At 56.7% G+C, this 26,796-nt stretch carries 19 protein-coding genes; 17 read left to right on the forward strand and 2 right to left on the reverse strand.

The genetic code is table 11. The annotated features are described in order from the left end of the window. Positions 1 to 57: 57 nt before the first annotated feature. The 8 genes from CDH48_RS09610 (at position 58) to pdxJ (ending at position 8,997) form a co-directional block, all read left to right on the forward strand. Positions 58 to 2,781, forward strand: a complete 2,724-nt coding sequence (locus CDH48_RS09610) for a bifunctional diguanylate cyclase/phosphodiesterase (protein ID WP_227521027.1) — start codon at positions 58 to 60, stop codon at positions 2,779 to 2,781. Positions 2,782 to 2,886: 105 nt separating this feature from the next. Then, on the forward strand, positions 2,887 to 4,689 hold the full coding sequence (gene lepA / locus CDH48_RS09615) for a translation elongation factor 4 (RefSeq protein WP_100688603.1): 1,803 nt from the start codon (positions 2,887 to 2,889) through the stop codon (positions 4,687 to 4,689). Positions 4,690 to 4,700: 11 nt separating this feature from the next. Further along, complete coding sequence (lepB, locus tag CDH48_RS09620; RefSeq protein WP_100688512.1) at positions 4,701 to 5,480, forward strand: signal peptidase I; 780 nt, start codon at positions 4,701 to 4,703, stop codon at positions 5,478 to 5,480. A 27-nt stretch (positions 5,481 to 5,507) separates the two neighbouring features. Then, positions 5,508 to 5,897 (forward strand): DUF4845 domain-containing protein, encoded by a 390-nt coding sequence (locus CDH48_RS09625; protein WP_100688513.1) that lies wholly within the window; start codon positions 5,508 to 5,510, stop codon positions 5,895 to 5,897. Continuing rightward, the gene (rnc, locus tag CDH48_RS09630) at positions 5,894 to 6,583 is read left to right on the forward strand and encodes a ribonuclease III (protein ID WP_100688514.1); all 690 of its coding nucleotides are present in this window, start codon (positions 5,894 to 5,896) and stop codon (positions 6,581 to 6,583) included. Before CDH48_RS09625 ends, rnc begins: the two co-directional genes overlap by 4 nt. Continuing rightward, positions 6,583 to 7,500 (forward strand): GTPase Era, encoded by a 918-nt coding sequence (era, locus tag CDH48_RS09635; protein WP_100688515.1) that lies wholly within the window; start codon positions 6,583 to 6,585, stop codon positions 7,498 to 7,500. Before rnc ends, era begins: the two co-directional genes overlap by 1 nt. 25 nt (positions 7,501 to 7,525) lie before the next feature. Further along, the gene (recO, locus tag CDH48_RS09640; protein ID WP_100688604.1) at positions 7,526 to 8,260 is read left to right on the forward strand and encodes a DNA repair protein RecO; all 735 of its coding nucleotides are present in this window, start codon (positions 7,526 to 7,528) and stop codon (positions 8,258 to 8,260) included. Continuing rightward, a complete protein-coding gene (pdxJ, locus tag CDH48_RS09645; protein WP_100688516.1) occupies positions 8,257 to 8,997 on the forward strand; it encodes a pyridoxine 5'-phosphate synthase in 741 nt (246 codons plus the stop codon). Before recO ends, pdxJ begins: the two co-directional genes overlap by 4 nt. Before the next feature lie 30 nt (positions 8,998 to 9,027). Here pdxJ and CDH48_RS09650 read toward each other — a convergent pair whose 3' ends face one another. Continuing rightward, entirely contained in the window at positions 9,028 to 11,904 is a 2,877-nt protein-coding gene (locus CDH48_RS09650) for an ATP-binding protein (RefSeq protein ID WP_100688517.1), read from the reverse strand. Between the two features lie 222 nt (positions 11,905 to 12,126). On the opposite strand from CDH48_RS09650, the gene cysM reads away from it, so the two are divergent. From cysM to CDH48_RS09695, 9 genes are all read left to right on the forward strand, one after another. Next, the gene (gene cysM / locus CDH48_RS09655; RefSeq protein WP_100688518.1) at positions 12,127 to 13,020 is read left to right on the forward strand and encodes a cysteine synthase CysM; all 894 of its coding nucleotides are present in this window, start codon (positions 12,127 to 12,129) and stop codon (positions 13,018 to 13,020) included. Between the two features lie 27 nt (positions 13,021 to 13,047). After that, positions 13,048 to 14,397, forward strand: a complete 1,350-nt coding sequence (gene rlmD, locus CDH48_RS09660) for a 23S rRNA (uracil(1939)-C(5))-methyltransferase RlmD (protein ID WP_100688519.1) — start codon at positions 13,048 to 13,050, stop codon at positions 14,395 to 14,397. Positions 14,398 to 14,452: 55 nt separating this feature from the next. Next, positions 14,453 to 16,693, forward strand: a complete 2,241-nt coding sequence (gene relA / locus CDH48_RS09665; protein WP_100688520.1) for a GTP diphosphokinase — start codon at positions 14,453 to 14,455, stop codon at positions 16,691 to 16,693. After that, entirely contained in the window at positions 16,690 to 17,544 is an 855-nt protein-coding gene (gene mazG, locus CDH48_RS09670; protein WP_100688521.1) for a nucleoside triphosphate pyrophosphohydrolase, read from the forward strand. The genes relA and mazG overlap by 4 nt, the downstream gene beginning before the upstream one ends. Positions 17,545 to 17,638: 94 nt before the next feature. After that, positions 17,639 to 20,284: a phosphoenolpyruvate carboxylase gene (gene ppc / locus CDH48_RS09675; protein WP_100688522.1), complete on the forward strand. Its 2,646-nt coding sequence runs from the start codon at positions 17,639 to 17,641 to the stop codon at positions 20,282 to 20,284. A 61-nt stretch (positions 20,285 to 20,345) separates the two neighbouring features. Continuing rightward, positions 20,346 to 21,719, forward strand: a complete 1,374-nt coding sequence (locus CDH48_RS09680; protein ID WP_100688523.1) for an HDOD domain-containing protein — start codon at positions 20,346 to 20,348, stop codon at positions 21,717 to 21,719. A 191-nt stretch (positions 21,720 to 21,910) separates the two neighbouring features. Then, entirely contained in the window at positions 21,911 to 22,564 is a 654-nt protein-coding gene (gene adk, locus CDH48_RS09685) for an adenylate kinase (RefSeq protein ID WP_100688524.1), read from the forward strand. Positions 22,565 to 22,597: 33 nt separating this feature from the next. Further along, positions 22,598 to 23,296 (forward strand): tRNA (adenosine(37)-N6)-threonylcarbamoyltransferase complex dimerization subunit type 1 TsaB, encoded by a 699-nt coding sequence (gene tsaB, locus CDH48_RS09690; protein ID WP_100688525.1) that lies wholly within the window; start codon positions 22,598 to 22,600, stop codon positions 23,294 to 23,296. A 12-nt stretch (positions 23,297 to 23,308) separates the two neighbouring features. Next, positions 23,309 to 24,148, forward strand: coding sequence for a class I SAM-dependent methyltransferase (locus CDH48_RS09695; RefSeq protein ID WP_100688526.1), 840 nt, complete (start codon positions 23,309 to 23,311; stop codon positions 24,146 to 24,148). A 64-nt stretch (positions 24,149 to 24,212) separates the two neighbouring features. Here the strand turns inward: CDH48_RS09695 and plsB are convergent, their stop codons facing one another. After that, positions 24,213 to 26,681, reverse strand: coding sequence for a glycerol-3-phosphate 1-O-acyltransferase PlsB (gene plsB / locus CDH48_RS09700; RefSeq protein ID WP_100688527.1), 2,469 nt, complete (start codon positions 26,679 to 26,681; stop codon positions 24,213 to 24,215). Between the last annotated feature and the right edge of the window lie 115 nt (positions 26,682 to 26,796).

Consider the following 26,796-nt stretch of genomic DNA (forward strand, 5'->3'; position numbering starts at 1 on the left):
TGCTATACTGGCTGGCACAAATAACAACAACGGCCACGGAATGGACCAGGGCAGATTATGAACCGAAAGGACCTCCCCCTCCTGCAACTTCTGCATCCCCGTAACGCCTGGCTTGCGTGGCTGCTTCTGATCGTGGCGATTGTTGTAACGATTGCATCCTGGCAGTTTTCCATCCGCCTGGTGGAAGACCGCACTGAAGCCCGGTTTCGCACCCAGTCACTGCAACTGAAAACAGCTATTGAAGAGCGTTTGCTCAACTATGAGCAGGTGCTGGCCGGCAGCGCCGGCCTTTTTGCTGTTGCCGGGGAAGTGTCCCGTGAACAATGGGGAGAATACGTTCGCAACGTTGATATAAACCGTTATTACCCGGGTATCCAGGGCATCGGCTATGTCAAACGCATAGAAGTGCGCGAGATGGCGGACCACATCGCTTCGGTGCGCGCCGAGGGGGTTCACAAGTATCTGGTCAAACCCCTGGGGGTCGGGCCTTACTATTATCCGATGGTCTATCTGGAACCGGGTACTGTAAGCAATCGCAAAGCACTGGGCTACGACGCCTTCAGCGACCCCGTACACCGGAAAGCCATGGAGCGCTCCCGTGATTCCGCAATTCCGACTGTAACCGCGAAGGTTGTTCTGGTGCAGGAAGAGCTGGAGGAAGGGCAGGCCAGTTTTCTTATGTATTACCCGGTGTATCAGGGTGGTGAGGTGCCGGAAATACGGGCAGAACGCCGCATGATGCTGGCGGGTTTTGTTTTCAGTGCGTTCCGTATGAACAACCTTCTGGACGGTATTGTCGGGCTGATTTCGCCGTTTCTTGATGTCCGTATCTACGATAACGGGGTGGTAGACCGTGACAACCTGATGTACGGCTCCAATCTGGGCTCGCTGGACAACCAGTTCAGCTTCGAAATGAGCCAGACCGTAAGCCACGGTGGCCGGGACTGGCTGCTCCAGACCCGGTCTACCCCTGCCTTCGATTATCTGGCTTCCGACCCGCGACCGTTGATTGTGCTTGGCAGCGGCGCGGTTATAAGCGTCCTACTGTTCATGGTTGCACTGGTACTGATCCGTTCCCGTCTTATGGCGCAGATAAGCGCCGGCCGCTATCGTGCCATTACAGAGGGCGCGGCCAACGTAACCCTGGTGATGGATGAAACAGGGGCGCCCCTGCATGCCAGCCCTTCAAGCTTTGATATTCTCGGGTTCAACCCAGGGGAAGTGCAGACTCTTGCCCTGGAGAGCCTGGTCCACGAAGACGACTGGCCGCAGTTGGCGCAGGGATTTGACGATGCTATCCAGGCACCGGGCAAGCAGATGCCGGCCATTCGGGCGCGCATCCGCGATGCGGGTAATAACTGGCGGGATATGGAAGGCACGTTTACCGCAATGCTGAAGGTGCCCGGGGTTAACGGTGTCGTACTCAGTCTGCGCGATCTGACCCAGCTGAAAGCGGCTCAGTCTGAATTGCACCGGCTGGCCTTCTATGACCCGCTAACCGGGTTGGCCAACCGCCAGCTGTTCCGCGACCGCCTGAACAATGTGGTGCGCCGGAGCCGCAGGAGCGGGGAATCTGCCGCCCTGATGTTTCTGGATCTTGATGGTTTCAAGCGGATTAACGATACCCTGGGCCATGACGCAGGTGACGAGCTGTTGCGCCAGGTTGCGCAATGGCTTGAGGGCTGCGTGCGCGAAGAGGACTCTGTGGCGCGGCTTGGTGGTGACGAATTTGTTGTGTTGCTGTCTCAGGTCAGCGGTACATCTGCGGCTGCAAAGGTTGCCGAAACCATCCTGAGCCGGTTATGCCAGCGAATCCGGCTGAGTGATCATGAAGTGAGTGTTACGGTCAGTATCGGCATCACCATGATCCCCCACGACAGTGAAGACCCGGTTGCCCTGATGAAGTTTGCCGACCTGGCAATGTATCGCGCCAAGGAAATGGGCCGGAACACCTATCAGTTTTTCACCCCTGCCATGAATATCAAGGCGGCCAGGAGGTTGCTGCAGCAGGAAGAGCTGGCCGGTGCCCTCGAGGATGAGCGCTTTGTTCTGCACTACCAGCCCAAGGTGGATCTGGCCAGTGAGCGAGTGATCGGAGTTGAAGCCTTCCTGCGCTGGCACCACCCAGAAAAAGGCCTGGTCTCGGCGCAGCAGTTCATAAGCCTGGCCGAGGAAACCGGCCTGATAGTGCGGCTGGGGGAAATGGCGCTGCGACAGGCCTGTATTCAGGTGCAGGCTCTGGAGCGAGCCGGTTTTGAGGCACTGAAAATGGCGGTCAACCTGTCAGTCAGGCAGATAACGGATTCCCGTTTCCTTGATATGGTGCGGCAGGTCATTACAGAAACCGGTGTTTCTCCCGAAAAGCTGGAGCTTGAAATGCCGGTGGAACTGCTTAACGAAGATCCGCGCATGTTGCGCGAGCTTTTGGTATCGCTCAATGATCTGGGGGTTTGCCTGATTCTGGACGATTTCGGGGCCGGTTCCTGTTCCCTGGTCGCGTTGCAGCAGCTTCCACTTGATGTCATTAAAATTGATCACCGCTTTATTCGCGATATTCCGTACAATGTCAGTGCAACCGATGTGGCTTCGGCGGTTATTGCCCTGGCGCAAAAACTCCACCTTACTGTTGTAGCCGAAGGTGTGGAAACGCCGCAGCAGTTGAGTTTCCTGAAATCCGCCGGCTGCACCCAGTGTCAGGGCAACCTGTTCAGTTATCCACTGGACGAGGATGCGCTGATCGGTTTCCTGATCCGGCAATATGAACGGCCGCTTATTTCCTGATCATGGCAATGGCAGCCGGTAACCGGTAAAATCACGCCGTCCCCGGATCCCGGTAGTGGCCTCTCCGGGCTCAATCCTTCGTCTTTTTATGAGTATTCATTGTCTGTGACTGAACTGAGCCGAATCCGTAACTTCTCCATTATTGCCCACATTGACCATGGCAAATCCACCCTTGCAGACCGTTTTATCCAGATTTGCGGCGGCCTGACCAACAGGGAGATGGCCGAACAGGTGCTGGATTCCATGGATCTCGAGCGGGAGCGGGGCATCACTATCAAGGCCCAGAGCGTCACGCTTAACTACAAGGCACGGGATGGCGAGGTCTACAAGCTGAACCTGATCGATACCCCGGGCCACGTGGATTTCTCCTATGAGGTGTCGCGTTCGCTTTACGCCTGTGAAGGAGCGCTGCTGGTTGTGGATGCCGGCCAGGGTGTCGAGGCCCAGTCGGTGGCCAACTGCTATACCGCCATTGAACAGGGCCTGGAGGTCGTGCCGGTTCTGAACAAGATGGATCTGCCCCAGGCCGAGCCGGAGCGGGTTGCGGCTGAAATAGAGGACATCATCGGCATTGATGCCTCGGACGCGGTGCGCTGCTCCGCCAAGACCGGTATGGGTGTTGAAGATGTTCTGGAAGACCTTATAAAGAAAATACCGCCTCCCCAGGGGGATCGTTCGGCACCTCTGCAGGCCCTGATCATTGATTCCTGGTTCGATAACTATCTGGGGGTTGTTTCTCTTGTCCGGGTAACCCAGGGCATTCTGAAAAAGGGCGACAAGATTGTTATCAAGTCTACCGGCAAGGCCTGGAACGCCGACAAGGTGGGCATTTTTAACCCCAAGCCCCACGATACCAACATACTGGAAGCCGGTGACGTTGGCTTTGTGGTTGCCGGAATCAAGGATATTCACGGCGCGCCGGTGGGTGACACCATCGTGCACCACAAGTTTGCCGAAGAGACTCCCATGCTGCCGGGGTTCAAGAAAGTTCAGCCGCAGGTGTACGCCGGCCTGTTCCCGGTGAGCGCAGACGATTACAACGATTTCCGTGACGCGCTTGAAAAACTCACCCTCAACGATGCCTCCCTGTTCTACGAGCCTGAAAGCTCCGATGCTCTGGGTTTTGGTTTCCGCTGTGGTTTCCTCGGCATGCTGCACATGGAAATCATCCAGGAGCGGCTGGAGCGTGAATACGATATTGATCTGATCACCACCGCGCCTACGGTCATTTATGAGGTGTTGACCAAGCAGGGTGAGACCCTGTCGGTAGACAGCCCCTCAAAGTTGCCGGATATTGGCTCGATTGAGGAAATGCGCGAGCCCATAGTTGAAGCCAGTATTCTGGTGCCACAGGAACATCTCGGTAACGTGATTGCGCTGTGTGAGGAAAAGCGCGGTGTTCAGAAGAACATGCACTTCATGACCAGCCAGGTGCAGCTAACCTATGAGTTGCCCATGGCGGAAGTGGTACTGGATTTCTTTGACCGCATCAAATCCGCCAGCCGCGGATTTGCATCGCTGGATTATCATTTTGTGCGTTTTCAGCAGGCCAACCTCGTGCGCCTGGACGTGTTGATAAACGGCGAGCGGGTGGATGCTCTGGCGCTGATCGTTCATAAAGACCAGTCGCACTACAAGGGGCGCCAGCTCATTGAGAAAATGAAGGAGCTGATTCCCAGGCAAATGTTTGATATTGCCATCCAGGCGGCCATCGGTAACCAGGTGGTGTCTCGGGTCACGGTAAAAGCGTTGCGCAAGAACGTAACCGCAAAATGTTATGGCGGCGATGTGAGCCGTAAGAAAAAACTGCTCCAGAAGCAGAAGGAAGGCAAAAAACGCATGAAGCAGCTGGGTAATGTTGAGGTGCCTCAGGAAGCGTTCCTTGCCGTATTGAAAGTCGATAATTAGAAGGCGCCTTGATGGATATTGATTTTCCACTGGTTCTGGTGGTTCTTACCCTGGCTTCGGGGTTGATATGGCTGGCAGACATACTGTTTTTGCGAAAACGTCGCCTTGCAGCAGCCCCGGCGGCTGCAGCCGGTGAAGAAGATGAGCCCAAAGAGCCCTACCTTGTTGATCTGAGCCGCTCGTTTTTCCCGGTGCTGGCAATCGTGCTGCTACTCAGATCGTTTCTGGTAGAACCTTTCCAGATCCCGTCCGGCTCCATGCTGCCAACACTGGAAGTGGGTGATTTTATACTGGTTAACAAATACGCCTATGGCCTGCGTTTGCCGGTTGCAGGAACCAAGATCCTGGATGTCGGAGATCCGGAGCGGGGCGACGTTATGGTGTTCCGCTACCCCAAGGATGGCGAAACCAACTACATCAAACGTGTGATTGGTCTGCCGGGGGATACTGTGCGCTATAGCAACAAGCAACTGTTTATCAATGGTCAGAAAATTGAAAGCGAATTTGTTGTGCGCCTGCCGCCGGTAGAAGTGCGCCGGGAAGATCTTGGCACAGTTGAGCACGACATCTTCCTGACCATGGGGCGCTCGGGTGAGGCCGGCGAAGGCGAGTGGCAGATACCGGAAGGCGAGTACTTTGTGATGGGTGATAACCGGGACAACAGTAACGATAGCCGGTACTGGGGCACGGTTCCGGATGAGCTGATTGTGGGCAAGGCCTTTGCGATCTGGATGCACTGGAAATCTCTCACCAGCCTGCCGTCCTTCAAGCGTGTTGGCGGTATTGAGTAAATCTGATTATTCTGGAGTTCAGTTGAAATGAAGAAAAACAAACTCTCCGCTATGGGCCGCCAGGGCGGTGCCTCAGCGCTGGTTGTGCTGATTATGGTGCTGTTTTTTGGTAGCCTGCTTACTCTTGTTATCAAGATCGGGCCAGCCTATATGGACGATTTTACCATTCAGGAAGCACTTGAAAGTCTGGATGGCACAGAGGGACTGTCACAGATGGGCCCCGCCCAGGTTCGGACACTGATCAACAAGCGTCTGAGCGTTAACAGCATCCGGGGCTTTGACGCCAAGGATATTTCGGTTGAGAAAGACGGCGATCTGGTTGTGATCAATGTCGACTATGAAGTCCGGAACAACATATTCCGCAATGTCGATACCGTCGTGCACTTTCAGCACAGATACGAGATGAAGGGCAAGTGAGTTCACAACCGGATCTGGATCAGTTACAGCGACGGATTGGCTACCAGTTCAAGTCGCCGGATCGCCTGATGCTGGCGCTTACGCATCGAAGCTACAGCAACCAGAATAACGAGCGGCTTGAATTTCTTGGTGATTCCATTGTCAACATGGTTATAGCCGAGTATCTGTTCCGGAACTTTGATAAAGCCCGGGAAGGGCATTTGAGTCGCCTGAGAGCCAGGATGGTGAAGGGTGTGACCCTGGCCGAGATTGCTCGTGAATTCCAGCTTGGCAGCTATTTGCGGCTGGGCTCTGGCGAGTTGAAAAGCGGAGGTTTTCGCCGCGAATCCATCCTTGCGGATGCGGTGGAATCGGTTATCGGCGCCATTTACCTCGACAGTGACTTTTACACCTGTCAGGAACAGGTATTACGCTGGTTTGAGCCCCGCCTGAAACAGCTTGACCTTCAGGATACCCAGAAAGATTCGAAGACCCGTTTGCAGGAGTATTTGCAATCGCGACAATTCCCGCTGCCCAGATACGAGGTTGTTTCCGTAGATGGCGAGGCCCATAGCCAGACGTTTCATGTGTCCTGTGTACTGCCATCGCTTGACCGAAAAACCAGCGGAGTGGGCAACAGCCGCCGCGTGGCGGAGCAGGAAGCGGCTCGCAGCGCGCTGAAACAACTCGGCGTGGAGACACCCTGATGAACGATATTACCCGCCCTGAAAACCCCGACAGTCGTTGCGGTTTTGTTGCCATTGTTGGTCGTCCCAACGTAGGCAAATCAACCTTGCTGAACCATATTCTCGGGCAGAAACTGAGTATTACGTCCCGCAAGCCGCAAACTACCCGCCACCAGGTCCTGGGTATCAAAACCCTGGGCCCTGTGCAAGCGATTTACGTGGATACACCGGGTATGCACGCGGAGGAGCCGAAAGCTCTGAATCGCTATATGAATAAAGCGGCTACGTCTGCTCTGATTGACGTGGATGTGGTGGTGTTTGTTGTGGATCAGCTTACCTGGACCACAGCCGATGAAATGGTGCTGGAAAAGCTGAGCAAGCTGACCTGCCCGGTGATTCTGGCCGTGAACAAGGTGGACCGGATAGAGAAACGGGAAACCCTGCTGCCGCACCTGGATATGCTTTCCAGAAAACGGGACTTTGCCGAGATTATTCCTGTTTCCGCATTAAAGGAAACCAACCTGCAGCCACTGGAAGAAGCGGTGGGTCGCTTCCTGCCACAGAGTGTTCATTTCTATCCCGATGATCAGATAACCGATCGCAGTGAGCGGTTTCTGGCTTCGGAAATGGTGCGTGAAAAAATCACCCGCCAGTTGGGAGCCGAGTTGCCTTACTCCGTTGCAGTGGAGATTGAAGAGTTCAGGCGCGATGGCAAGACCCTGCACATTTCCGCACTGATTCTTGTGGAGCGCGAAGGCCAGAAAAAGATCATGATCGGCGATAAAGGCGACAGGCTGCGTAGTATTGGTCAGGAAGCCCGGATCGATATGGAGCGTATGTTCGACAGTAAGGTCATGCTTCGGCTGTGGGTGAAGGTAAAGCGGGGCTGGGCTGACAGTGACCGGGCTTTGAAGAGCCTGGGCATGAACGACCTCTGAGGCTGCCATGCCCTCTCAGGCCTCAATGAGAAGGGTGCAACAGGAGCCCGCTTATGTGCTTCACCGCCGGCCCTGGCGGGAAACCAGCTTTATAGTTGACCTCTTTACCCTGAATCACGGGCGAGTGAGTGTGATAGCCCGCGGAGCCAGTGGCAGCAAGAGCCCGCTAAAGGCCCAGCTTCAGCCTTTTCAGCCACTGTTGCTTGGCTGGACAGGGCGTGGTGATCTGAAGACTCTGACCGAGGTAGATGTACGCGAAGGCCCTGTGCTGCACTACACGGCGTCCCTGTACAGCGGATTGTATCTGAACGAATTGATGCAGCGGGTTCTGCCCCAGGCTGACCCGCACCCGACCCTCTTTGCTGCCTATATCGAAACGCTTGCCGAACTTGCGCAAGCGAGCGATGTGGAGCCGGTTTTGCGCCGATTTGAGCAGGCGTTTGCAGCCGCTCTGGGCTACGACTTTTGCTGGGACAAGGCAATGGATACGGGGGATCGGGTGATTGCCGGGCAAACCTATTGCTACGACCCTGAACAGGGGATTGTGGCCGCCGCCTCTGTCGGCGTGCGCCTGCAGAACCTGCCAGGGGAAACATTGCTGGCGCTTGCCGAAGGCGATCTTCAAACGCCTGCAAGCCGCCGTGTATCAAAGCGGGTTATGCGTGTACTGACAGATTATCTGCTGCAGGGGCGCCCGCTCAACAGTCGCAGTCTTTTTGCGCACCATTGCGTCCGCTCACCACAGGAGAGAACGACATGAGTCCCAGAGTATTGCTTGGCGTCAATATCGACCATATTGCCACCTTACGTGAGGCCCGGGGAACGCGTTATCCCGACCCGGTTCAGGCTGCCCTGATGGCTGAGGAGGCAGGTGCGGACGGCATTACGATTCACCCCAGGGAAGACCGGCGCCATATTCAGGACCGGGATGTTTTACTGCTCAAGGAAGTCTTGCAGACCAAAATGAATCTCGAGATGGCGGTTACCGATGCCATGATTGAGTTTGCCGAACAAGTCCGGCCCGAGTGTGTGTGCCTGGTTCCGGAAAAACGCGAAGAGCTGACAACCGAGGGTGGGCTTGATGTTGAAGGGCAGGAAGAGCGGGTAGCCAGGGCGTGTGAACGCCTCGCCCGGCTGGGGGCAGAAGTCTCCCTGTTTATTGACCCGGACCCTGCCCAGATTGATGCCGCCGTGCGCTGTGGAGCGCCGGTGATTGAACTGCATACGGGTGAGTATGCAGAGGCTGCGGGCCCTGAAGCTGAAGATGCTGCCTTCAAGGTGTTGGCAGATGCGGTTGCCTACGGTCGCAAAAAAGGACTGATCGTGAATGCAGGCCACGGTCTGCATTACCACAACACGGAGCGAATTGCGGCCATTCCCGGCATCAATGAGCTCAACATTGGCCACGCGATCATTGCCAGGGCGGTGTTTTGTGGCCTGAAAGAGGCCGTTCGGGACATGAAGGCCATTGTTGACCGGGCCAGCACAAGAGCCTGATGGCTTTACGCGCGGAAATGGTGTTCACCATCAGCCGGATTCGGCGCGCTGATGGTGCTCCCGGAACATCTGCTGCCAGTCTGTCTCCTCACTCCAGATTTGCAACCGCTCAATGGCCGAGATCAGCTGATCCTTTTGTAGCTCAGTGTCCGGCGCCGAGCATTTGAGCGCCGTTTCCAGGCGGTTGGCGGCGGTGCGAAGCTCCGGTACCCCGCAGTAACGCGCAGCGCCGTGCAGTTTGTGCACGCAGTCCAGCAGGCTGTCTGTATCGTCTGCGCGCCAGAACCGGTCAATAGCGATGAGGTCGGTGGGAAGCTGCTCCAGCAACATACTGAACAATTCCTCAGCCAGGTCGGTCTTGCCGGCTGCCAGCTGGATGCTTTCTTTAACGCTCACACAATCCCGCTGCATTTTACGGGTGGAAGGCCTCAGCGCCCGCCTCGTATCGCGGATTTCGGGTACCGGAATCCGGTCAGGGTGGCCGGCGCTGATGCACCGGTAACCTGTGCATTCAAGTATGGTTTCGGCAAGTTGTCCGCTGCTGATGGGCTTGGGCAGGTAGCCATCAAACCCCTGTCGGCTAAGACGTTCCTGTTCATCGGCCAGCGCGTGGGCGGTCAGGGCAATGATGGCGGTTCGGCGGTTGTTGCTATCCAATTCGCGCAGGCGAGCAGTGGTTTCCACACCGTCCATGCCAGGCATCTGCAGATCCATGAATACCAGGTCAAAAGACTTCTGCCGCGCCTTGCTCAGGGCTTCAAAGCCGCTTGATGCGCCTTCAGCGTCTATGTGATAGTCCTGCAACAGGGTCATGACCAGTTTGAGATTGGCTTCGTTATCGTCCACGGCCAATACCCGGGGTATGTTCCCCGCGGTAGGCAGAAGGGGCCTCTGCTCCGGGTGCCGGATGCCCTGGCCAGAGGTATTGATGCCATGTACCAGAAGCAGCAGTTCATCGTAAAGGGCGTCACGGCATACCGGTTTGGTGAGGTGGCCGCTGGCCAGTCCCGACAGGGGCATGTCGTGAACATCCAGTGTTGGCGTCAGCAGCAGCGTGCGGCAGTCACGCTCTATTTCCAGTGTCCGCACCAGCCCGCAGTACTGGCTTGAGTTAAACAGGTGCCGGGTAATGCCGATAATGGCCGCCGCATAGCCGGACTGGCTTTTCTGCGCTTCTTCAATCTGTTCCTGCATGGCGCCCGGAGATGCAACACGGTCAACGGTCACGCCCCAGTCCCGCAGCAGGTGCTCTACCGCCAGGCCGCAGGTTTTCTGGTGTTCGAGATAAATAACGCGCTCGCCTTTCAGGGCATCCCGTGGCGCAACCGCTTCTCCGCTCGATGAGAGTTCGGGAGTCAGGGTAAACCAGAAGGTGGAGCCTTTTCCGAGCTCACTCTGCAGGCCGATCTGGCCGCCCATTTCCTCTACCAGGCGCTTGGAGATGGCCAGCCCGAGACCTGTGCCGCCATACTGCCGGGCTGTGGAGGCATCCGCCTGGCTGAAGGCATTGAATAATGACTGTTGCTGGGCGCGGGACAGTCCTACCCCGGAATCGGTAATGCTCAGGCGCAGGGTAACGCGGTTCGTTTCCTTGTCTTCGTCTTCAAGACTTACACGCAGCACCACTTCACCGGTCTGGGTAAACTTGATGGCATTGTTAACCAGGTTGGTAAGCACCTGCTTGACCCGCAAGGGGTCGCCCATGATGTTGTCCGGAACGTCGCTGTACACCAGGGGGACCAGGTCCAGATTTTTACTGTGGGCAGCCGGTGCCAGCATCACCATCACTTCTTCCACGATATCCCTGAGCTGGAACGGAACGCGATCCAGTATCAGCTTGCCGGCTTCAATCTTGGAAAAGTCGAGAATGTCGTTAATGATGGTGAGCAGGATTTCCGAGGATTTGCGGATGGTGCTCAGGTGGTCCCGCTGCTGACGGGGTAGCGGGCTTTTCAGCAACAGCTCCGTAAACCCGATGATGCCGTTCAGTGGAGTGCGGATCTCGTGGGACATGTTGGCCAGAAATTCGGATTTTATGCGGCTGGCTTCCAGGGCTTCCTTGCGCGCAAGGTCCAGTTCAATGTTCTGGATTTCGATGGTTTCCAGGGTTTCCCGCAGATCTTCTGTTGCCTGGTCAATGTTCTGCTGCATTTCAGCCTGGGCTTTGCTCAGTTCCTCCGCCATGGCGTTGAGGCCGGATTCCAGTTGTTCAAACTCCGGTCCTGCGCCGGTATGAATACGGGTGTCGAGCTTGCCTTCCTTCAGCTTTGCCACGGCTTCATTCAGTTCAAAGACCGGGCCGGTAAAGGCGCGGCTCAGGCGCAGGGCGATCAGCAGGCTGAAAACAACGCCCGCAAGCACCAGTAAAAGGGATATCAGGAGGGCTTTGTACGTTTCTTTTTCTGTGCGTATATGGGACATCTCCACGGCAACCCAGCCAAGGGGCTCCCGTTGCTGCAAGTCCGGCTGCCGGGGGTCGGTTTCAAGCATGGACTGGATCATCAGGTCCTGAAGAAAAACCGGAGTCACAAAACGCGTGCTGGCGTTTCGGGGGATGCGGCTCGCCTGCTCGCTGGCCAGTTGCTTGCTGTCAAGGTTGTCGGAACTGCCGGGGCCGGTGTGCAGCAAGCGGCGACGGTCGCTGTCGAAGAAGGTGATAGAGCGAACATCCTGTTCTTCCAGAAGGGCATTGGAAAGGCTGCTTAACAGGCTGCGGTTAGCGGTGAACAGGCCGTATTCCGAGCCGGCCGCAAGCTGGCGGGAAAGCGACTCGCCGCGATCCTTTAGCAGGCTTTCGATATTGGTAACCCAGCTGTAGGTAAAGAAAAGCCCCAGCATCAGGGTGGTGATGAGGGTGGGAACCAGAGTTACCACCAGTACTTTTTTGCGAATGCCCCAGCGCCGCATATCAGATTCCTGAAAAATAACTCAACTCCGCCTGCATGTGCGGGTTACGTCCTTGTAATGATAAGCCATTCTGGCACAGATTCCTTGATACCAATGCCGACTGGGCCCAAAAAAGCACTATTCATATAGCGTCCAGTCATGGTTTTAGCGAGAAGCCGTATTGGGCCCCCGGGGCTATAAGGCGTATCATGCCATCCCAAAAGTGTACCACAGGGTTCTCATATGCATTTTCCCACCATTGAAGATTATGTCGGGCATACGCCTCTGGTTCGGTTGCAGCGTCTGCCTGGCAATACCAGTAACCTTATTCTGGCAAAACTTGAGGGTAATAACCCGGCTGGCTCTGTGAAAGACCGGCCTGCCCTGGGAATGATTCAGGAGGCTGAGCGTCGTGGTGAAATCAAACCCGGCGATACGCTGATTGAGGCCACCAGTGGGAATACCGGTATCGCTCTGGCCATGGCAGCGGCCATCAAGGGTTATCGTATGGTTCTGATCATGCCCGCAAACATGAGTGAAGAGCGCCGGGCCTCCATGCGAGCCTACGGTGCCGAGATTATCACTGTCAGCCAGGAAGAAGGCATGGAGGTGGCCCGGGACAGGGCTCTGCAAATGCAGGCTGAAGGCAGGGGCAGGGTTCTTGACCAGTTTGGCAACCAGGACAACCCTCTGTCCCATTACCGCACCACAGGGCCCGAGATCTGGGAACAGACAGAAGGGCGGGTTACTCACTTCGTCAGCTCCATGGGCACAACAGGCACCATTATGGGCGTTTCCCGGTATCTGAAAGAGCGCAATCCGGATATCAATATCATTGGCCTGCAGCCGAAAGAGGGTGCTTCCATACCGGGTATCCGCCGCTGGCCGGAAGCATACCTTCCCAGTATCTACGACGCGACCCGAGTGGATCAGGTAGTCGATATCGGCCAGCAGGAAGCCGAAGACACCATGCGTGCCCTGGCAGAGCAGGAAGGTATTTTCTGTGGTGTATCCTCCGGCGGTGCCATTGCAGCCGCTCTCCAGCTGTCAAAGCAGGTTGAAAACGCCATTATCGTGGCCATTATCTGTGATCGCGGCGACCGTTATTTGTCCACCGGTGTATTCCCCGGCGCCTGAACCACACGACAGCAAAGAGAACAGACTATGAGCAGACGACGCAGGAAAGTGCTTCCTACGGAACCCGTGCGCTGTGATGTGGAAAGCCTGAGCCACGATGGCCGCGGTATCGCTCGCCAGGAGGGCAAAATCCTGTTTGTGGATGGCGCTTTGCCAGGTGAAACAGTCATGGCCAAGGTGGTCTCCACGCGCCGCAATTTTGATGAGCTGCGTACACTTGAGGTGCTGGAGACAGCGCCCGACCGCCAGACGCCCCCCTGCGAGTTCGCAGATTTGTGTGGAGGCTGTAGCCTCCAGCACATGAGTAACGATGCGCAGATCCGCTTCAAGGAAAACACGCTGTGGGAGCAGTTTGCCCATTTTGGCGGCATAGAGCCTGAGCAATGGGTGGCACCGCTGCGCCCCGATAACACCCTGGGCTACCGCCGCAAAGCGCGCCTGGGTGTGCGCTACGTCAAGGCGCGTGAATCAGTGCTGGTCGGTTTCCGTGAAAAGCGTAACAGTTTTCTGACCGATATCGATCGTTGCGTGGTGCTGGACCCACGTATTGGTGAGCGCATTCTTCCGCTTCGCGAACTGCTGCACAGTATGGATGCCTACGCCCGCATTCCCCAGGTGGAGGTTGCCTGCGGTGACGATACGGCAGCCATGGTTTTTCGCAATATGGATGACCTGGGCAGCGGCGACCGGGAAAAGCTGATTGCTTTCGGGCAGGCTCATGAACTGCATATTTATTTGCAGCCCAAGGGCCCGGATACCGTTTATCGTATCTGGCCGGAATCAGCTGGCCGGGATGATGAGCGTCTGGATTATCGCCTGGATGACTTTGACCTCACCCTGAAATTTCATCCCATGGACTTTACTCAAGTCAATGCAGGCCTCAACAGGGCCATGGTAAACAGGGCCGTGGAATGGCTGGATGTGCAGCCGGGCGAGCGGGTTCTGGATCTGTTCTGCGGGCTTGGTAACTTTACCCTGCCGCTTGCTCGCCGGGGTGGTGAGGTTGTTGGCGTGGAAGGCGATGACGCCATGGTTGTGCGGGGCCGAGAGAACGCCCGGTTGAATGGCCTGGAAAACGTGTCGTTCCACGGCGCCGATCTGCATGGCGATTTTACCGGGCAGAGCTGGGCAAAGGAGGGTTTTGATAAAATTCTTATCGACCCCCCGCGCTCGGGCGCTGAGGATATCTGTAAATACCTCACCGCCTTCAAAGCCGGGCGTATTGTTTATGTTTCCTGTAATCCGGCCACCCTGGCCCGGGATGCGGGTATCATGGCGCGGAACGGGTATCGCTTGGTGCGCGCCGGTGTGATGGACATGTTTCCTCATACCACGCATGTGGAATCGATCGCGCTTTTTGAGCGTGACCCACATTGAATGTTGTTTATAGCAAGGGATTGCTGTGTGATCTACCGGGAATAACAAGACTGATATGGTAAAAGTTCGCGAAAACTACGCAATGACCGGAGATGGTCAGGTTGACATTGAAGGTTGGGTGCAGCAGATCGCCGCGCAGACCCCTCTGGATGATGTGGATCAGTTCCGCCAGGCTTGTGAAAAATCCGCCGAAATCGATTTGCAGGCCTTCCGGGAGGACCGCTTATGGTCGTCCGGGGCCAGCAGTTTCCGCACCGGTATTGAAATGGCTCAGGTGCTGGCGGAGCTGCGCCTGGACCAGTCCAGCCTCGTTGCCGCCATTCTCTACCGGGCAGTACGGGAGGAGCGGGTTGCACTCGAGGTGATCCGCAAGGAATTCGGTGACGAGATTGCCGGGCTGATTGACGGGGTGCAGCAGATGGCAGCCATCTCGTCCATACATCACCCCCTCAAGGGCAATGTGCTCGGGCAGAGCGAAGGCCAGTTGGATAACGTCCGCAAAATGCTGGTTACCATGGTGGATGATGTCCGGGTGCCGCTGATCAAACTTGCCGAGCGCACCTGCGCGATCCGGGGTGTCAAGGATGCCCCGGAAGAAAAGCGCATGCGGGTGGCCCGGGAGGTTTTCGATATCTATGCGCCGCTGGCCCATCGCCTGGGCATTGGCCATATCAAATGGGAGCTGGAGGATCTCTCTTTCCGCTACCTGCACGAAACGGCGTACAAGAAAATTGCCAAACTCCTGGACGAAAAGCGCCTGGACCGTGAAGGTTATATTCGCCGCGTTATTGCCACGCTGCAAGGGGAACTGAAAGCCTCGGGTATCAAAGCCAATCTTTCCGGTCGCGCCAAGCATATCTACAGCATCTGGCGGAAAATGCGCCTGAAAGGCATCGACTTTTCCCAGGTGTACGATATAAGGGCCGTGCGCATACTGGTGCCGGAAGTCCGGGACTGTTATGCCGTTCTGGGTATTGTGCATGCCCTGTGGCGCCACATACCCAATGAATTTGACGATTACATTGCCAACCCCAAAGAGAACGGCTACCAGTCCTTGCATACCGCTGTAATCGGGCCGGACGGCAAGGTCATGGAAGTGCAGATCCGCACCCACAAGATGCATGAGGATGCGGAGCTGGGTGTGTGCGCCCACTGGCTTTACAAAGGCACCGACAAAAGCAATAAATCTTCCGGTTATGATGCCAAGATCAACTGGCTGCGGCAGGTGCTGGAGTGGCAGGAAGAACTGGGTGATCTTTCCGGGCTGGCCGATCATCTCAAGACCGATATTGTCTCGGACCGGGTCTATGTGTTTACCCCCGATGGCCATGTTGTGGATCTGCCCCAGGGCGCTACACCGGTGGATTTTGCCTACCGGGTGCATACTGAAGTCGGCCATGCCTGCCGCGGCGCCAGGGTAAACGGCCGGATTGTGCCGCTTACCTATCCCCTGAAGACCGGAGACCAGGTATCCGTTCTTACCTCGAAAAACAACCCCTCTCCCAGCCGGGACTGGTTAAACCCGAGCCTTGGTTACATCAAGACTTCCCGGGCGCGTGCCAAACTGACGCACTGGTTCAAGCAACAGAATCGTGAGCGCAACGTAACCGACGGCCGGGCCATCATTGAAGACGAATTCCGGCGTTTGTCTTTGCACGATGTGGATCTGGGGGAACTGGCGCAGAAGGTGAACTATCATAGCGTTGAGGATATGTTTGCCGCTGTGGGTGCGGGTGATCTCCGGCCGGCCCACGTTGCCAATTTGGCCCAGCAGATGCTGGAGCCGAAATCCGAACAGCTGGATCTGAAGCTGACCACCCAGCGCCAGACGCCTTACGACACAGAATCGGATATTCACATCCGCGGCGTCGGCAAGCTCAAAACCCAGGTGGCGAAATGCTGCAAGCCTTTACCGGGGGACGCCATAGGTGGTTATATCACAGTCGGGCGTGGCGTGACTGTCCACCGCCAGGATTGCATTACATTCCTCAATCTGCAGGAATTCGAGCCCAACCGGATTATCGAAGTGAGCTGGGGCGGGCAACCGGCGTCTGTTTACCCTGTGGATATCGAAATCGAGGCTTACGACAGGTCCGGTCTGCTGCGGGACATCACTCAGGTGCTGTCGTCGTCCAAGAGTGATGTGCTGGCACTCCACACCATGACAAACCGCGATGACAATATCGCGACCATGGTTGTTACCGTGGAGATTTCCAGCCTGGAGCAACTGGCACGACTGCTGGCGCAGATTCGTAACCTTTCCAATGTTATTGATGTCAGGCGCAAGCGTTCATGACCTATTCCATTGATGACCTGAAAATTCTGATGGCCAGGCTGCGGGATCCGGATACCGGTTGTCCCTGGGATGCAAAGCAGACGTTCAGAAGCATCGTTCCGCATACTCTTGAAGAGGCCCACGAGGTGGCGGATGCCATTGAGCGGGAGGACTACGGCAACCTGAAAGACGAACTGGGCGATCTCCTGTTTCAGGTGATTTTCTACTCGCAGATAGGTGCGGAAGAGGGCCGGTTCGATTTCGATTCCGTGGTTGACAACCTGGTGTCCAAGCTGGTGCGACGGCATCCCCATGTATTTCCTGAAGGAACACTGGAAAGCCGGATTGACCCGGATAACCGGCCGGATGAGACGTGGATCAGGGAGAGCTGGGAGCGCATCAAGGCGGAAGAGCGGGCGTTACGGCAAGCAGAGGATGCATCGGAGACGGCACCACCTGGCCGGCTTGATGGTATCGCAAGGACGCTGCCGGGAATGCTGCGCGCGGAAAAGTTGCAAAGACGCGCCGCCCGGCATGGATTCGACTGGCCCGACATTGAACCGGTATTCGACAAGCTGCACGAAGAAATCGATGAGCTTAAAGTGGCCTGGCAGGCTGCAGAGGCCGGGCAGGGCGACCATGATGCCGTGGAAGATGAGCTTGGCGACCTGCTGTTCGTATGCGTGAACCTGGCGCGCTTTATGAAGGTAAATCCCGAGCAGGCGATCCGGCGCACCAACTACAAGTTTGAGGCGCGATTCCGGGCCATAGAGCAGACTCTGGAGCGGGAAGGCCGTTCGTTTGATGACGAATCGCTGGAAGCGCTGGATGCGATCTGGCAATCGGTAAAGGGCGTGGAAAAGAAAAGCTGACGCTGTCCACTGCCGCAAACGCCAATAGACTTTTCCGGCAATTCCTTAGTATCGTTAGTTGACTGTGTTTCCTGCTATTCATAAGGATGCCGATGTGACCGAGCTACACCCTGATCTCCGTGAAAATGTCCGTATGCTGGGCGAACTGTTGGGGCAAAGTATCCAGCGCCACCCCGGGATGGAGTGTTTCGAGCTTATCGAGGAGGTCCGGGCCGCCGCCAAGTCTGATCGCCGCCAGGAAAGCGGCTCGGGCCAGAGGCTGGTGAATCTGCTTGGAAAACTCAGCGACGACGAATTACTGCCGGTTACCAGAGCGTTCAACCAGTTCCTTAACCTTGCCAACCTGGCGGAGCAATATCACGGAATCCGCCGCAAGCGTGATCATCACTCCGACCTTATGGTTGAGCCGCTTTCCAGTGTGTTCGAGCGCCTGAAAACCAGCGGTATCAGTGCCGAAGCCCTGCATCAGTGCGTGGCCGGCATGCGTGCGGAGTTTGTGCTGACAGCGCACCCTACGGAAGTGGCGCGCCGCACGCTGATCATGAAATACGATGAAATGTCAGATTGCCTTGCCAGCCTGGATCACGACGACCTCTTGCCGGATGAGCGGGACTCGATCATCGAGCGCCTGTCCCGGCTTGTGGCCGAGGCCTGGCATACCGATGAAATTCGCCACGAGCGCCCCACCGCGGTTGATGAAGCGAAATGGGGATTTGCGGTTATCGAGAACAGCCTGTGGCAGGCCTTGCCGCGTTTTCTTGGCGATCTGGATACGTCGCTTCAGGAGGCGACCGGAAAAGGCCTGCCGTTGCAGGCATCACCGGTGCGCATTGCTTCCTGGATGGGGGGTGACCGCGACGGCAACCCGAATGTCACTCATCAGGTTACACAAAAAGTATTTCTGCTCGGGCGCTGGATGGCCGCAGATCTGTTCCTCCGTGATATCCGGTCGCTGAGGGCAGAGCTTTCCATGTGGCAGGCCAGTGATGAGCTTCGCGAGTTTACAGGCGAATCCCGGGAGCCCTATCGTCATGTGCTGGCGCAGTTGCGGGACCGGCTGATCAGAACGCGGGACTGGGCCGAGGCCCGTATTAATGGTGAACCTGCCGATACCAAAGACATTCTTTTTGAAAATGAGGACCTGACCGCACCCCTTGAGCTCTGTTACCGCTCAATGGTCGAATGCGGGCTTGAACACATAGCCAAAGGCGCATTGCTGGATACCATTCGCCGTGCCCACACCTTCGGCCTTCCCCTTATTCGCCTGGATATCCGCCAGGAGGCAACGCGTCACGCCGAGGCAGTTGCCGAGATAGTGGAATACCTGGGCCTGGGCGACTACCGCTCCTGGCCGGAAGAAGAGCGCCAGGGTTTTCTGGTGCAGGAACTTCAGGGGCGCCGGCCGCTGGTTCCCCGGAACTGGGAGCCATCTGAACCGGTACAGGAGGTGCTGGATACCTGTGCGGTGGTTGCCAAACAAACGCCGGAAGCGTTGGGCTCCTATGTTATATCCATGGCCAGCAAACCGTCCGATGTGCTGAGTGTTATTCTGCTCCTCCGTGAGTCCGGCATGAAATTTCCCATGCGGGTGGTTCCGCTGTTTGAAACCCTGGATGACCTGCGTGGTGCACCCGACAGCATGGCCGCCCTGTATGAGGTGGAGTGGTATCGGGATTATTGCCAGGGCAGGCAGGAAGTGATGATTGGCTATTCGGATTCGTCCAAGGATGCCGGTCAGCTTATGGCAGCCTGGGCCCAGTATCAGGCGCAGGAGCAACTGACCCGGGTGGCAACCCGGTACGGTATTCACCTGACCCTGTTTCACGGTCGTGGCGGCACCGTTGGTCGCGGTGGCGGCCCGGCAAACCGGGCGATCCTGTCCCAGCCTCCCGGCTCTGTGAATGGCAGTTTCCGCATTACCGAGCAGGGTGAGATGATCCGGTTCAAGTTTGGTTTGCCGCGTTTGGCGGTGCAAAGTCTAACCCTTTATACCAGTGCGATTGTTGAGGCTACGCTTGCGCCACCGCCTGCGCCTGAAGATGCCTGGCGCGACACCATGGACTGGCTGACGGAGCGTTCACTCAAGGCCTACCGGGAAGTGGTTCGGGAAAACCCTGACTTTGTGCCCTATTTCCGCCAGGTGACTCCCGAGCAGGCACTGGGGAAACTGGCACTGGGAAGTCGTCCGGCAAGGCGCAAATCGACTGGTGGCGTGGAGAGTTTGCGGGCTATCCCATGGATTTTTGCCTGGACCCAAATGCGGCTGATGCTGCCCAGCTGGCTGGGCAGTGATGTGGCGCTGGAAGATGCTGCCAGAGAGGGGCGTTTGCCCGTCTTGCGAGAGATGATGCAGGGGTGGCCATTTTTCCGTACCTACGTGGACATGCTTGAAATGGTGCTGGCCAAAGCCGATCTGCGCATTGCAGGGTATTATGAGAAGACCCTGCTGGATGACGACAGGCTCATAGCTCTGGGAGCCAGTCTTGGCAAGCGTCTTGAAGGTTGCGTTCAACGCCTTCTGGAGCTCAAGGAACAGGAAGAATTGCTGGAAGACGAACCTGTGTTCGCCCACTCCATGCGCGTGCGTAACCCTTACACAGATCCTTTGCATTATCTCCAGGCAGAACTGCTGAAACGTGATCGTGAAAGCGAAGGCAAGCGGGAAGTGCCAGAGCTGGTAGAGCGGGCGCTAAAGGTTACAATGGCGGGGATTTCCGCGGGTATGCGTAACACCGGTTAAAAATACCGGGAACGGACAGGGAGCGCGGGGCGCTTCCGCCATCGATAACAGGAGTATTCTTTTGGCTCTCGCAGCGCGACTGGAGCGGTTTCTCAATCAGCAGGGTATTGCCTACAAAGAGTTGCCAATTCATCGGGCGTCCAGTCTGGATGCGGCGATATCCCAGTTGGGGCAGTCCCGTCAGGACGTTATCAGGGCAACGCTGCTGATTGATATCAGTGGTATTGTGATGGTCGTTCACAGATACGACAGTACGCTTGACGCAGAAGCCCTGCGGCAGTTGACGGGGCGGCATCTGCAGCCCCTGACGGCCGGGCAAACCATGCGGTTGTTCAGTGATTGCGATCCGGGTTTTACGCCGCCGATTGGTAATGCCTATGAGTTACCGGTTTTGCTGGACGAGGGCATTGCCCAGGCTGAGCAGGTTGTGTTTTCCAGTGGCACGGATCACTCGCTGGTAGAAATGGACGCACGCTCCCTGCGCCTTGCAATGGCCGGTAGCCGGGAGGGCAAGCTGGCTATTCGCGGGCCGGGTAATGATGGAACCCGGGAGGCACTAACCCTTGCCGAGGTGGCAAACAAGCTGAAAAAGCTGTACCGGCTGCCGCCCATGCCGGCGCTGGCTCTGCGCATTCTCCGGTTGACGTCCAATACAGAAGCAACCGCCCGCGAATTGGCGGAGCTCATCGAGTTTGACCCCAGCCTGACCGCGCAGGTGATGCGCTACGCACGATCTGCCCTGTTTAACTACCCGGGCCAGATCAACTCCGTACAGGAAGCGGTAACCCGCGTATTGGGGTTTGATCGTGTCGCTCATATTGCACTGGGTATCGCTTCGGTGCGCGCCTTCGATGTGCCCAGGGCCGGTATGCTGGGTATGGATAACTTCTGGCGCCACTCACTCTACTGCGCATTTCTGTGCCAGCGCCTTGCTCCCTATTGTGGTGCAGATAAAGGCCTGGCGTATCTGTGTGGGCTGTTGCACAACTTTGGCTTGCTGCTGGTGGGCCATTTGTTCCCGGCAGAATTCAAAGAGCTCAACAGGCTGCGGGAAGCCAATCCCGAAACCAGCATGCAGGCTCTGGAACAGCAAGTCTTCGGGCAAGGCAACGAGCAGGAAATTATCGCCGTGGGGCATGGCGCTATTGGCGGAATCCTGCATCGGCTCTGGGAGTTGCCCGACCCCGTTGTCAAGGCGGCAGGCGTGCACCAGCAGCCTGGTTATCATGGTGAACATGAAAACTACGTGATGATGGTTCAGCTGGCTAATGCGTTGCTGAAACAGAAGAACATAGGAGATGAGTTCAACCCCGATGATATTCCCGGGCTGCTGCATGGACTGAACCTGGAGTCTGCCATGATTGATGAGCTGATCTCTGAAACCGAACAGGTTGCGCCCGAACTGGATGCTCTGGCATTGTCACTGACCACCTGAGATTGATCTTTCCGGTCCGTGTGGGCCGGAAGATGATACGGAGGTCGACTTTCTCTGAAGTGCCTGACTTCGTATAATGCGCCACCGTCGAACCCGGCTGACACCTGTTCCGGCGGGAGAGGTTGTCGCAAAGGCAGAGGTTTTTGCCGCAACTTTTCAAACGATAATGACGAAAACGGGAGCACAGCGTTATGCGAATCATCATGTTAGGCGCACCAGGCGCGGGAAAAGGAACCCAGGCCCAGTTTATAACTGAGCGTTTTGGAATTCCCCAGATTTCCACGGGCGACATGCTGCGTGCAGCCGTCAAGGCCGAATCCGAGCTTGGCAAGCAGGTCAAGGAAGTGATGGCGACCGGTGGTCTGGTCTCTGACGACATCATTATTGCGCTGATTGAAGAGCGAATTCAGCAGCCGGACTGCAAGAACGGATTCCTGCTCGACGGCTTCCCCCGCACGATTCCCCAGGCTGAAGCCCTGAAAGATCAGGGTATTGTTATCGATTATGTTGTCGAAATCGCAGTGGATGACGAAGAGATTGTCAGCCGCCTGTCCGGTCGCCGCGTGCACGAGGGCAGTGGCCGTATCTATCACGTCAAATACGATCCACCCAAGGTGGAAGGCAAGGACGACGAAACCGGTGAGCCCCTGGTGCAGCGCGCAGACGACAAGGAAGAGACCGTTCGCAAGCGCCTCAAAATCTACCATGACCAGACCGCACCCCTGATTGGTTACTATCAGGAACTGGCTAAAAACGAGCCGGACGTAGCGCCCGAGTACGTGCGTGTGGAGGGTGTTGGTAGTCTGGAGAGTATTCGCGATAAGATCCTCGCCAGCCTGAAGTAAATTAATGATGCTCAACCGAGGCCATGCTCTGCCGTGAAACTTTTGGCGCTGGACACCTCCTCTGAGGGCTGCTCTGCAGCCCTCTTTGTTGACGGTAAGGTTACAGAGAAGTTCGAGGTTGCCCCCAGAGGACACACGCGGCTTCTGATGCCAATGGTCCGTGAATTGTTGGCGGAACAGGGGCTTGAGCCTGCGGATCTTGATGCACTGGCTTTTGCCCGTGGCCCCGGATCGTTCACCGGTGTGCGCATAGCCACAGGCGTGGTTCAGGGACTGGCGTGGGGGCTTAACCTCCCGGTTGTTCCCGTGTCGTCTCTGGAGGCGGTTGCTCTGGGGGCCATTGAAACCATGCAGGTACCTGAGGGCGAAGGCATTGCGGTCGCGTTTGATGCCCGCATGAGCGAACTCTACTGGGGCTGCTTCCGAAATCGTTCAGGGTTGCCGCAGCTGATGGGTGAGGAGCGGGTATGCTCGCCTTCGAAGGTTGTTCTGGAGCCAGGTGTTGAGCAATGGGCTGGCGCAGGCCAGGGGTGGGCATTTCGCGACAGCATGCCTGCCGCGGTTTCAGGCCGGATGTATTCCGTGGATGAAACCCTCATACCCCGTGCCAGCTGGGTTGCGCGGCTGGCTGCAGTCAGGTTCGGCCAGGGCCTGGCGGTTCCGGCGGAGCAGGCGCAACCGGTTTATATCCGGGATGAGGTTTCCTGGAAGAAACTTCCGGGACGCGCCTGAGGCTTGTACCCTATGGCACCCTCAGACACTCCGGATGCCCCTTCTGCAAACCGGATCATTCCTTTGGCTGTTGCCCGAAGTGCACTTGGTGATGAGCACCAGGCCAGGTCACTCAGTTCCGAACTTTCTTTGCCATACCTCGGCACTGTTCGCCCTAAAGACGTGCGACAAGCCCGTATTTTGCTGTTTCTGGATGAAAAGGGCCTGTGTCTTCAGTTAGCCGGAAAGGGGGCTCCGGGGCCGGTCAGGGCGGAGTTTGTGTCCGGTAAGATGGGGTACCGTCGGGAGCACGGCGGCGGAGCAGGGCAGCTTGTGGCGCGGGCAGTGGGCCTGCAGAAAATCAGAGCCAGCCTGCATGTTCTCGACGCCACCGCAGGTCTCGGGCAGGATGCCTTTGTGCTGGCCAGCCTTGGTTGCAGGGTCACCCTGTTCGAGCGTCATCCTGTTATTCATGCACTGCTGGCGGATGGCCTGGCCCGGGCCGCCCTGAATGTTGATTGCGCCCCTGTTGTCGGTCGGATGACACTTCGGGCCGGGAGCAGTATCGAGTGGATGTCGGCTGCCGCTGAAGGCCCGGATGTCGCGGATGTGATTTATCTCGACCCCATGTTCCCCCATCGGGACAAGTCAGCACTGGTAAAGAAGGAAATGCAGGTGTTCCGGACTCTTGTTGGAGACGATGATGACTCGGAAGTTCTGCTGAACGCCGCACTTGCGGTGGCCAGATACCGGGTTGTGGTAAAGCGCCCTCGCAAGGCCCCGGCTATCAGTGGGCCGCAGCCAGGCACTCAGTTAGAGGGCAAGAGCAGCCGTTACGATATTTACCCCATTCGTGCACTGCCACCGCGCTGAACCAGGGCCTTGATCCACACGGGAATCAGTGGCAGGAGCCTTGCCGGCCCCGGGGTTGTGAGCATCAGACACCCAGCATGGTCACTTGCTGAATGGCCTGGCGCTTTTCTACGCTCAGCACCAGCCTGGCATCATCGGCCACCTCATCCAGCCCTTCGCCATAACAGAGCAGACCGTTGTCATCGGTGGTAATAACACCGTTTTTCTGCATGTTGGCAATGAAATTCCGGAACAGGCTCTTGTCGAAAAATTCAGGCGCATTCAGCCCGAACAGTATGGACATGCGCTCGGCCAGTAATGTGCTTTGTTCTTCCAGTTCCTCTGCGGTGATCCGGGCCGAACCATTTTTACGCAGTATGCCCAGGACAATATGGTATCGCTCGACGGTCTGGATAATGAACCGGGACAGTACCCGCAGGCGCAGCATGGCTTCAGTGCCTTCTTCCGGGCGCGCGATTCGTTCGTTGTCCTGGGTAACCAGCAGGCCCTGGTCCACCAGAACATCAATCCACCGGTTGATGACGGCCTCCGCCTCGTCCGGCTGGTACTTCAGGAACAGTTCCGACTGAAGGTAGGGATAGGCCACGCCGGCAAGATACACGATCCGGTCCCGAGCCAGGGAGCTTTTGTTCTCGAACAGACTGGCCACCAATGCCGGCAGTGCAAAAAGATGCTGGATGTTGTTGCGGTAGTAAGTCATCAGAATGGCGTTGCTGCCTTCCAGCCCTATGATGTCCCCCAGCTTCTGGGGTTGCCGCGAAACCAGCCCCATGGACTCGCAATAAGCCACCCAGTCTTTGCCACTGCCTTCCGGCAGGGTCACGGTTTCGGCGTAAGGGAAGGCCCTCAGGAGATCGGCATACTGGTCTGCCAGGCGAATAAGCTGGCCCTCATCCATGGCCAGTCGCTCGGCGCCAAGCAGTACGGTAGCCGTTATGCCGATGGGATTGACCGCAACCGACGCGTTGATGTTGGAGGCAACCCGAAACGACAGTTCCGCCACCGCCTCGCTAAGCCAGGAAGGACGATACGCTGAATCGTAGGCTTCCTGATGCCAGCTGCTGCGAACATCATCCAGAACATCGGAAAGATGGATGGCGTCACCAAAGTTCACGGCAACCTGCCCGAAGGAATTGCTGAGCTTGCGAGCGGTTTTGGCAAGCCCCAATACGCTCTCTTTCTGTTTTTTCTTGCCCCTGAGTTCGCCAAGGTAAGAGCGCCCCTCCATGACTTTCTCATACCCGATGTATACCGGAATAAAAACGATGGGCTTGCGGTGATCGCGCAGAAAGCTGCGCACCGTCATGGCAAGCATGCCAGGTCTCGGTTGCAGCATCCGGCCGGTGCGGCTGCGGCCGCCCTCCACGAAATACTCCACCGAGTAACCCCGGGTGAACATAACGTGCATGTATTCGTTGAACACCGTGGCATAAAGCGGGTTGTCACGAAAGCTGCGGCGCATGAAAAAAGCCCCGCCCCGGCGGAGAATCGGCCCAACAACCGGCATGTTCAGGTTAATGCCTGCCGCAATGTGCGGAGGCATAAGGCCGTTCTTGTAGAGCACGTAAGACAGCAGCAGATAGTCGATGTGAGAACGATGGCAGGGCACATAAACCACCGCATTGTTCTGTGCCGTTTCTTTCACCACCCTGATGTTATTGACCGCGATACCTTTGTAGATGCGGTTCCACAACCAGGCGAGCACCACTTCCAGAAACCGGATCGTCACAATCGACATGCTGGCCGCAATTTCATCGGCGTATTTGTACGCACGGAGGCGTACTTTATCGGGCGCAATATCTTCCTTGGCGGCGGTTTCCCGTATGGCTTCTTTGACTGCCTGGGTTCGCAGCAAACCTTCCACAAGGGTTCTGCGGTGGGACAGATCCGGGCCCAGAACCGCCTGCCGCACCTTGCGAAAATGGGTTCGAAGAATGCGGGCAAGTTTGCGGTTAGCACGCTCCTCGCTTTCGCGATACTCTTCAATAACCTGCTTCAGGGAAAACGGTTTGTTGAACTGAACATACGTATTGCGACCGTGCACCAGAATAATCAGAAACTTCTGCAGCCGCCCCGCGACGGACCAGGTGTCTGACAGCAGCAGTTTCACCAGGGATTTTTCCTTGTCCGGAGAGCGGCCCCAGAACAGTGATACCGGAACGATCTGCACATCTTGATCAGGATTGTCCAGTCCAAAGCGCACCAGTGCCTGGAACTCAGAGGTGGGAACCGGGGTTTGGCGTTTACGGAGCGACCCGCCAATGCGGCGATACAGGAAAAAGAACGAGTGCGAAGGGCCATTCTTGACCGGAAGCGAGGTGGAGGCACCGGGTAACTGAGCGCGTATCACTTCCTCCTCCAGCACCAGGCGGCTCGACAGCGAACTGTACTGCAGCACGTAACACACCGGTGTGTCGGGCGACAGTCCCAGCGCTTCCACGCTGTTACCGCTGACATCTGTCCGGACCCATAAAAACAGTATTTTCCGGAAAAAGGTCAGAATCAGGCTTCGAATACCCTGGTAAAGACGCATAAAATGTCGCTCCGATGAAAAACAGTCGCCAAGTTTACTTGGTTGCGCAGAAGCCGGAAAGCCGGCGGCGCATTCTTGCTGATCCCGGCTCTGTGATACATTTCTCTCTTGAGCG

The organism is Marinobacter aromaticivorans (genome assembly GCF_002806975.1).
Taxonomy (GTDB): Bacteria; Pseudomonadota; Gammaproteobacteria; order Pseudomonadales; family Oleiphilaceae; genus Marinobacter; species Marinobacter aromaticivorans.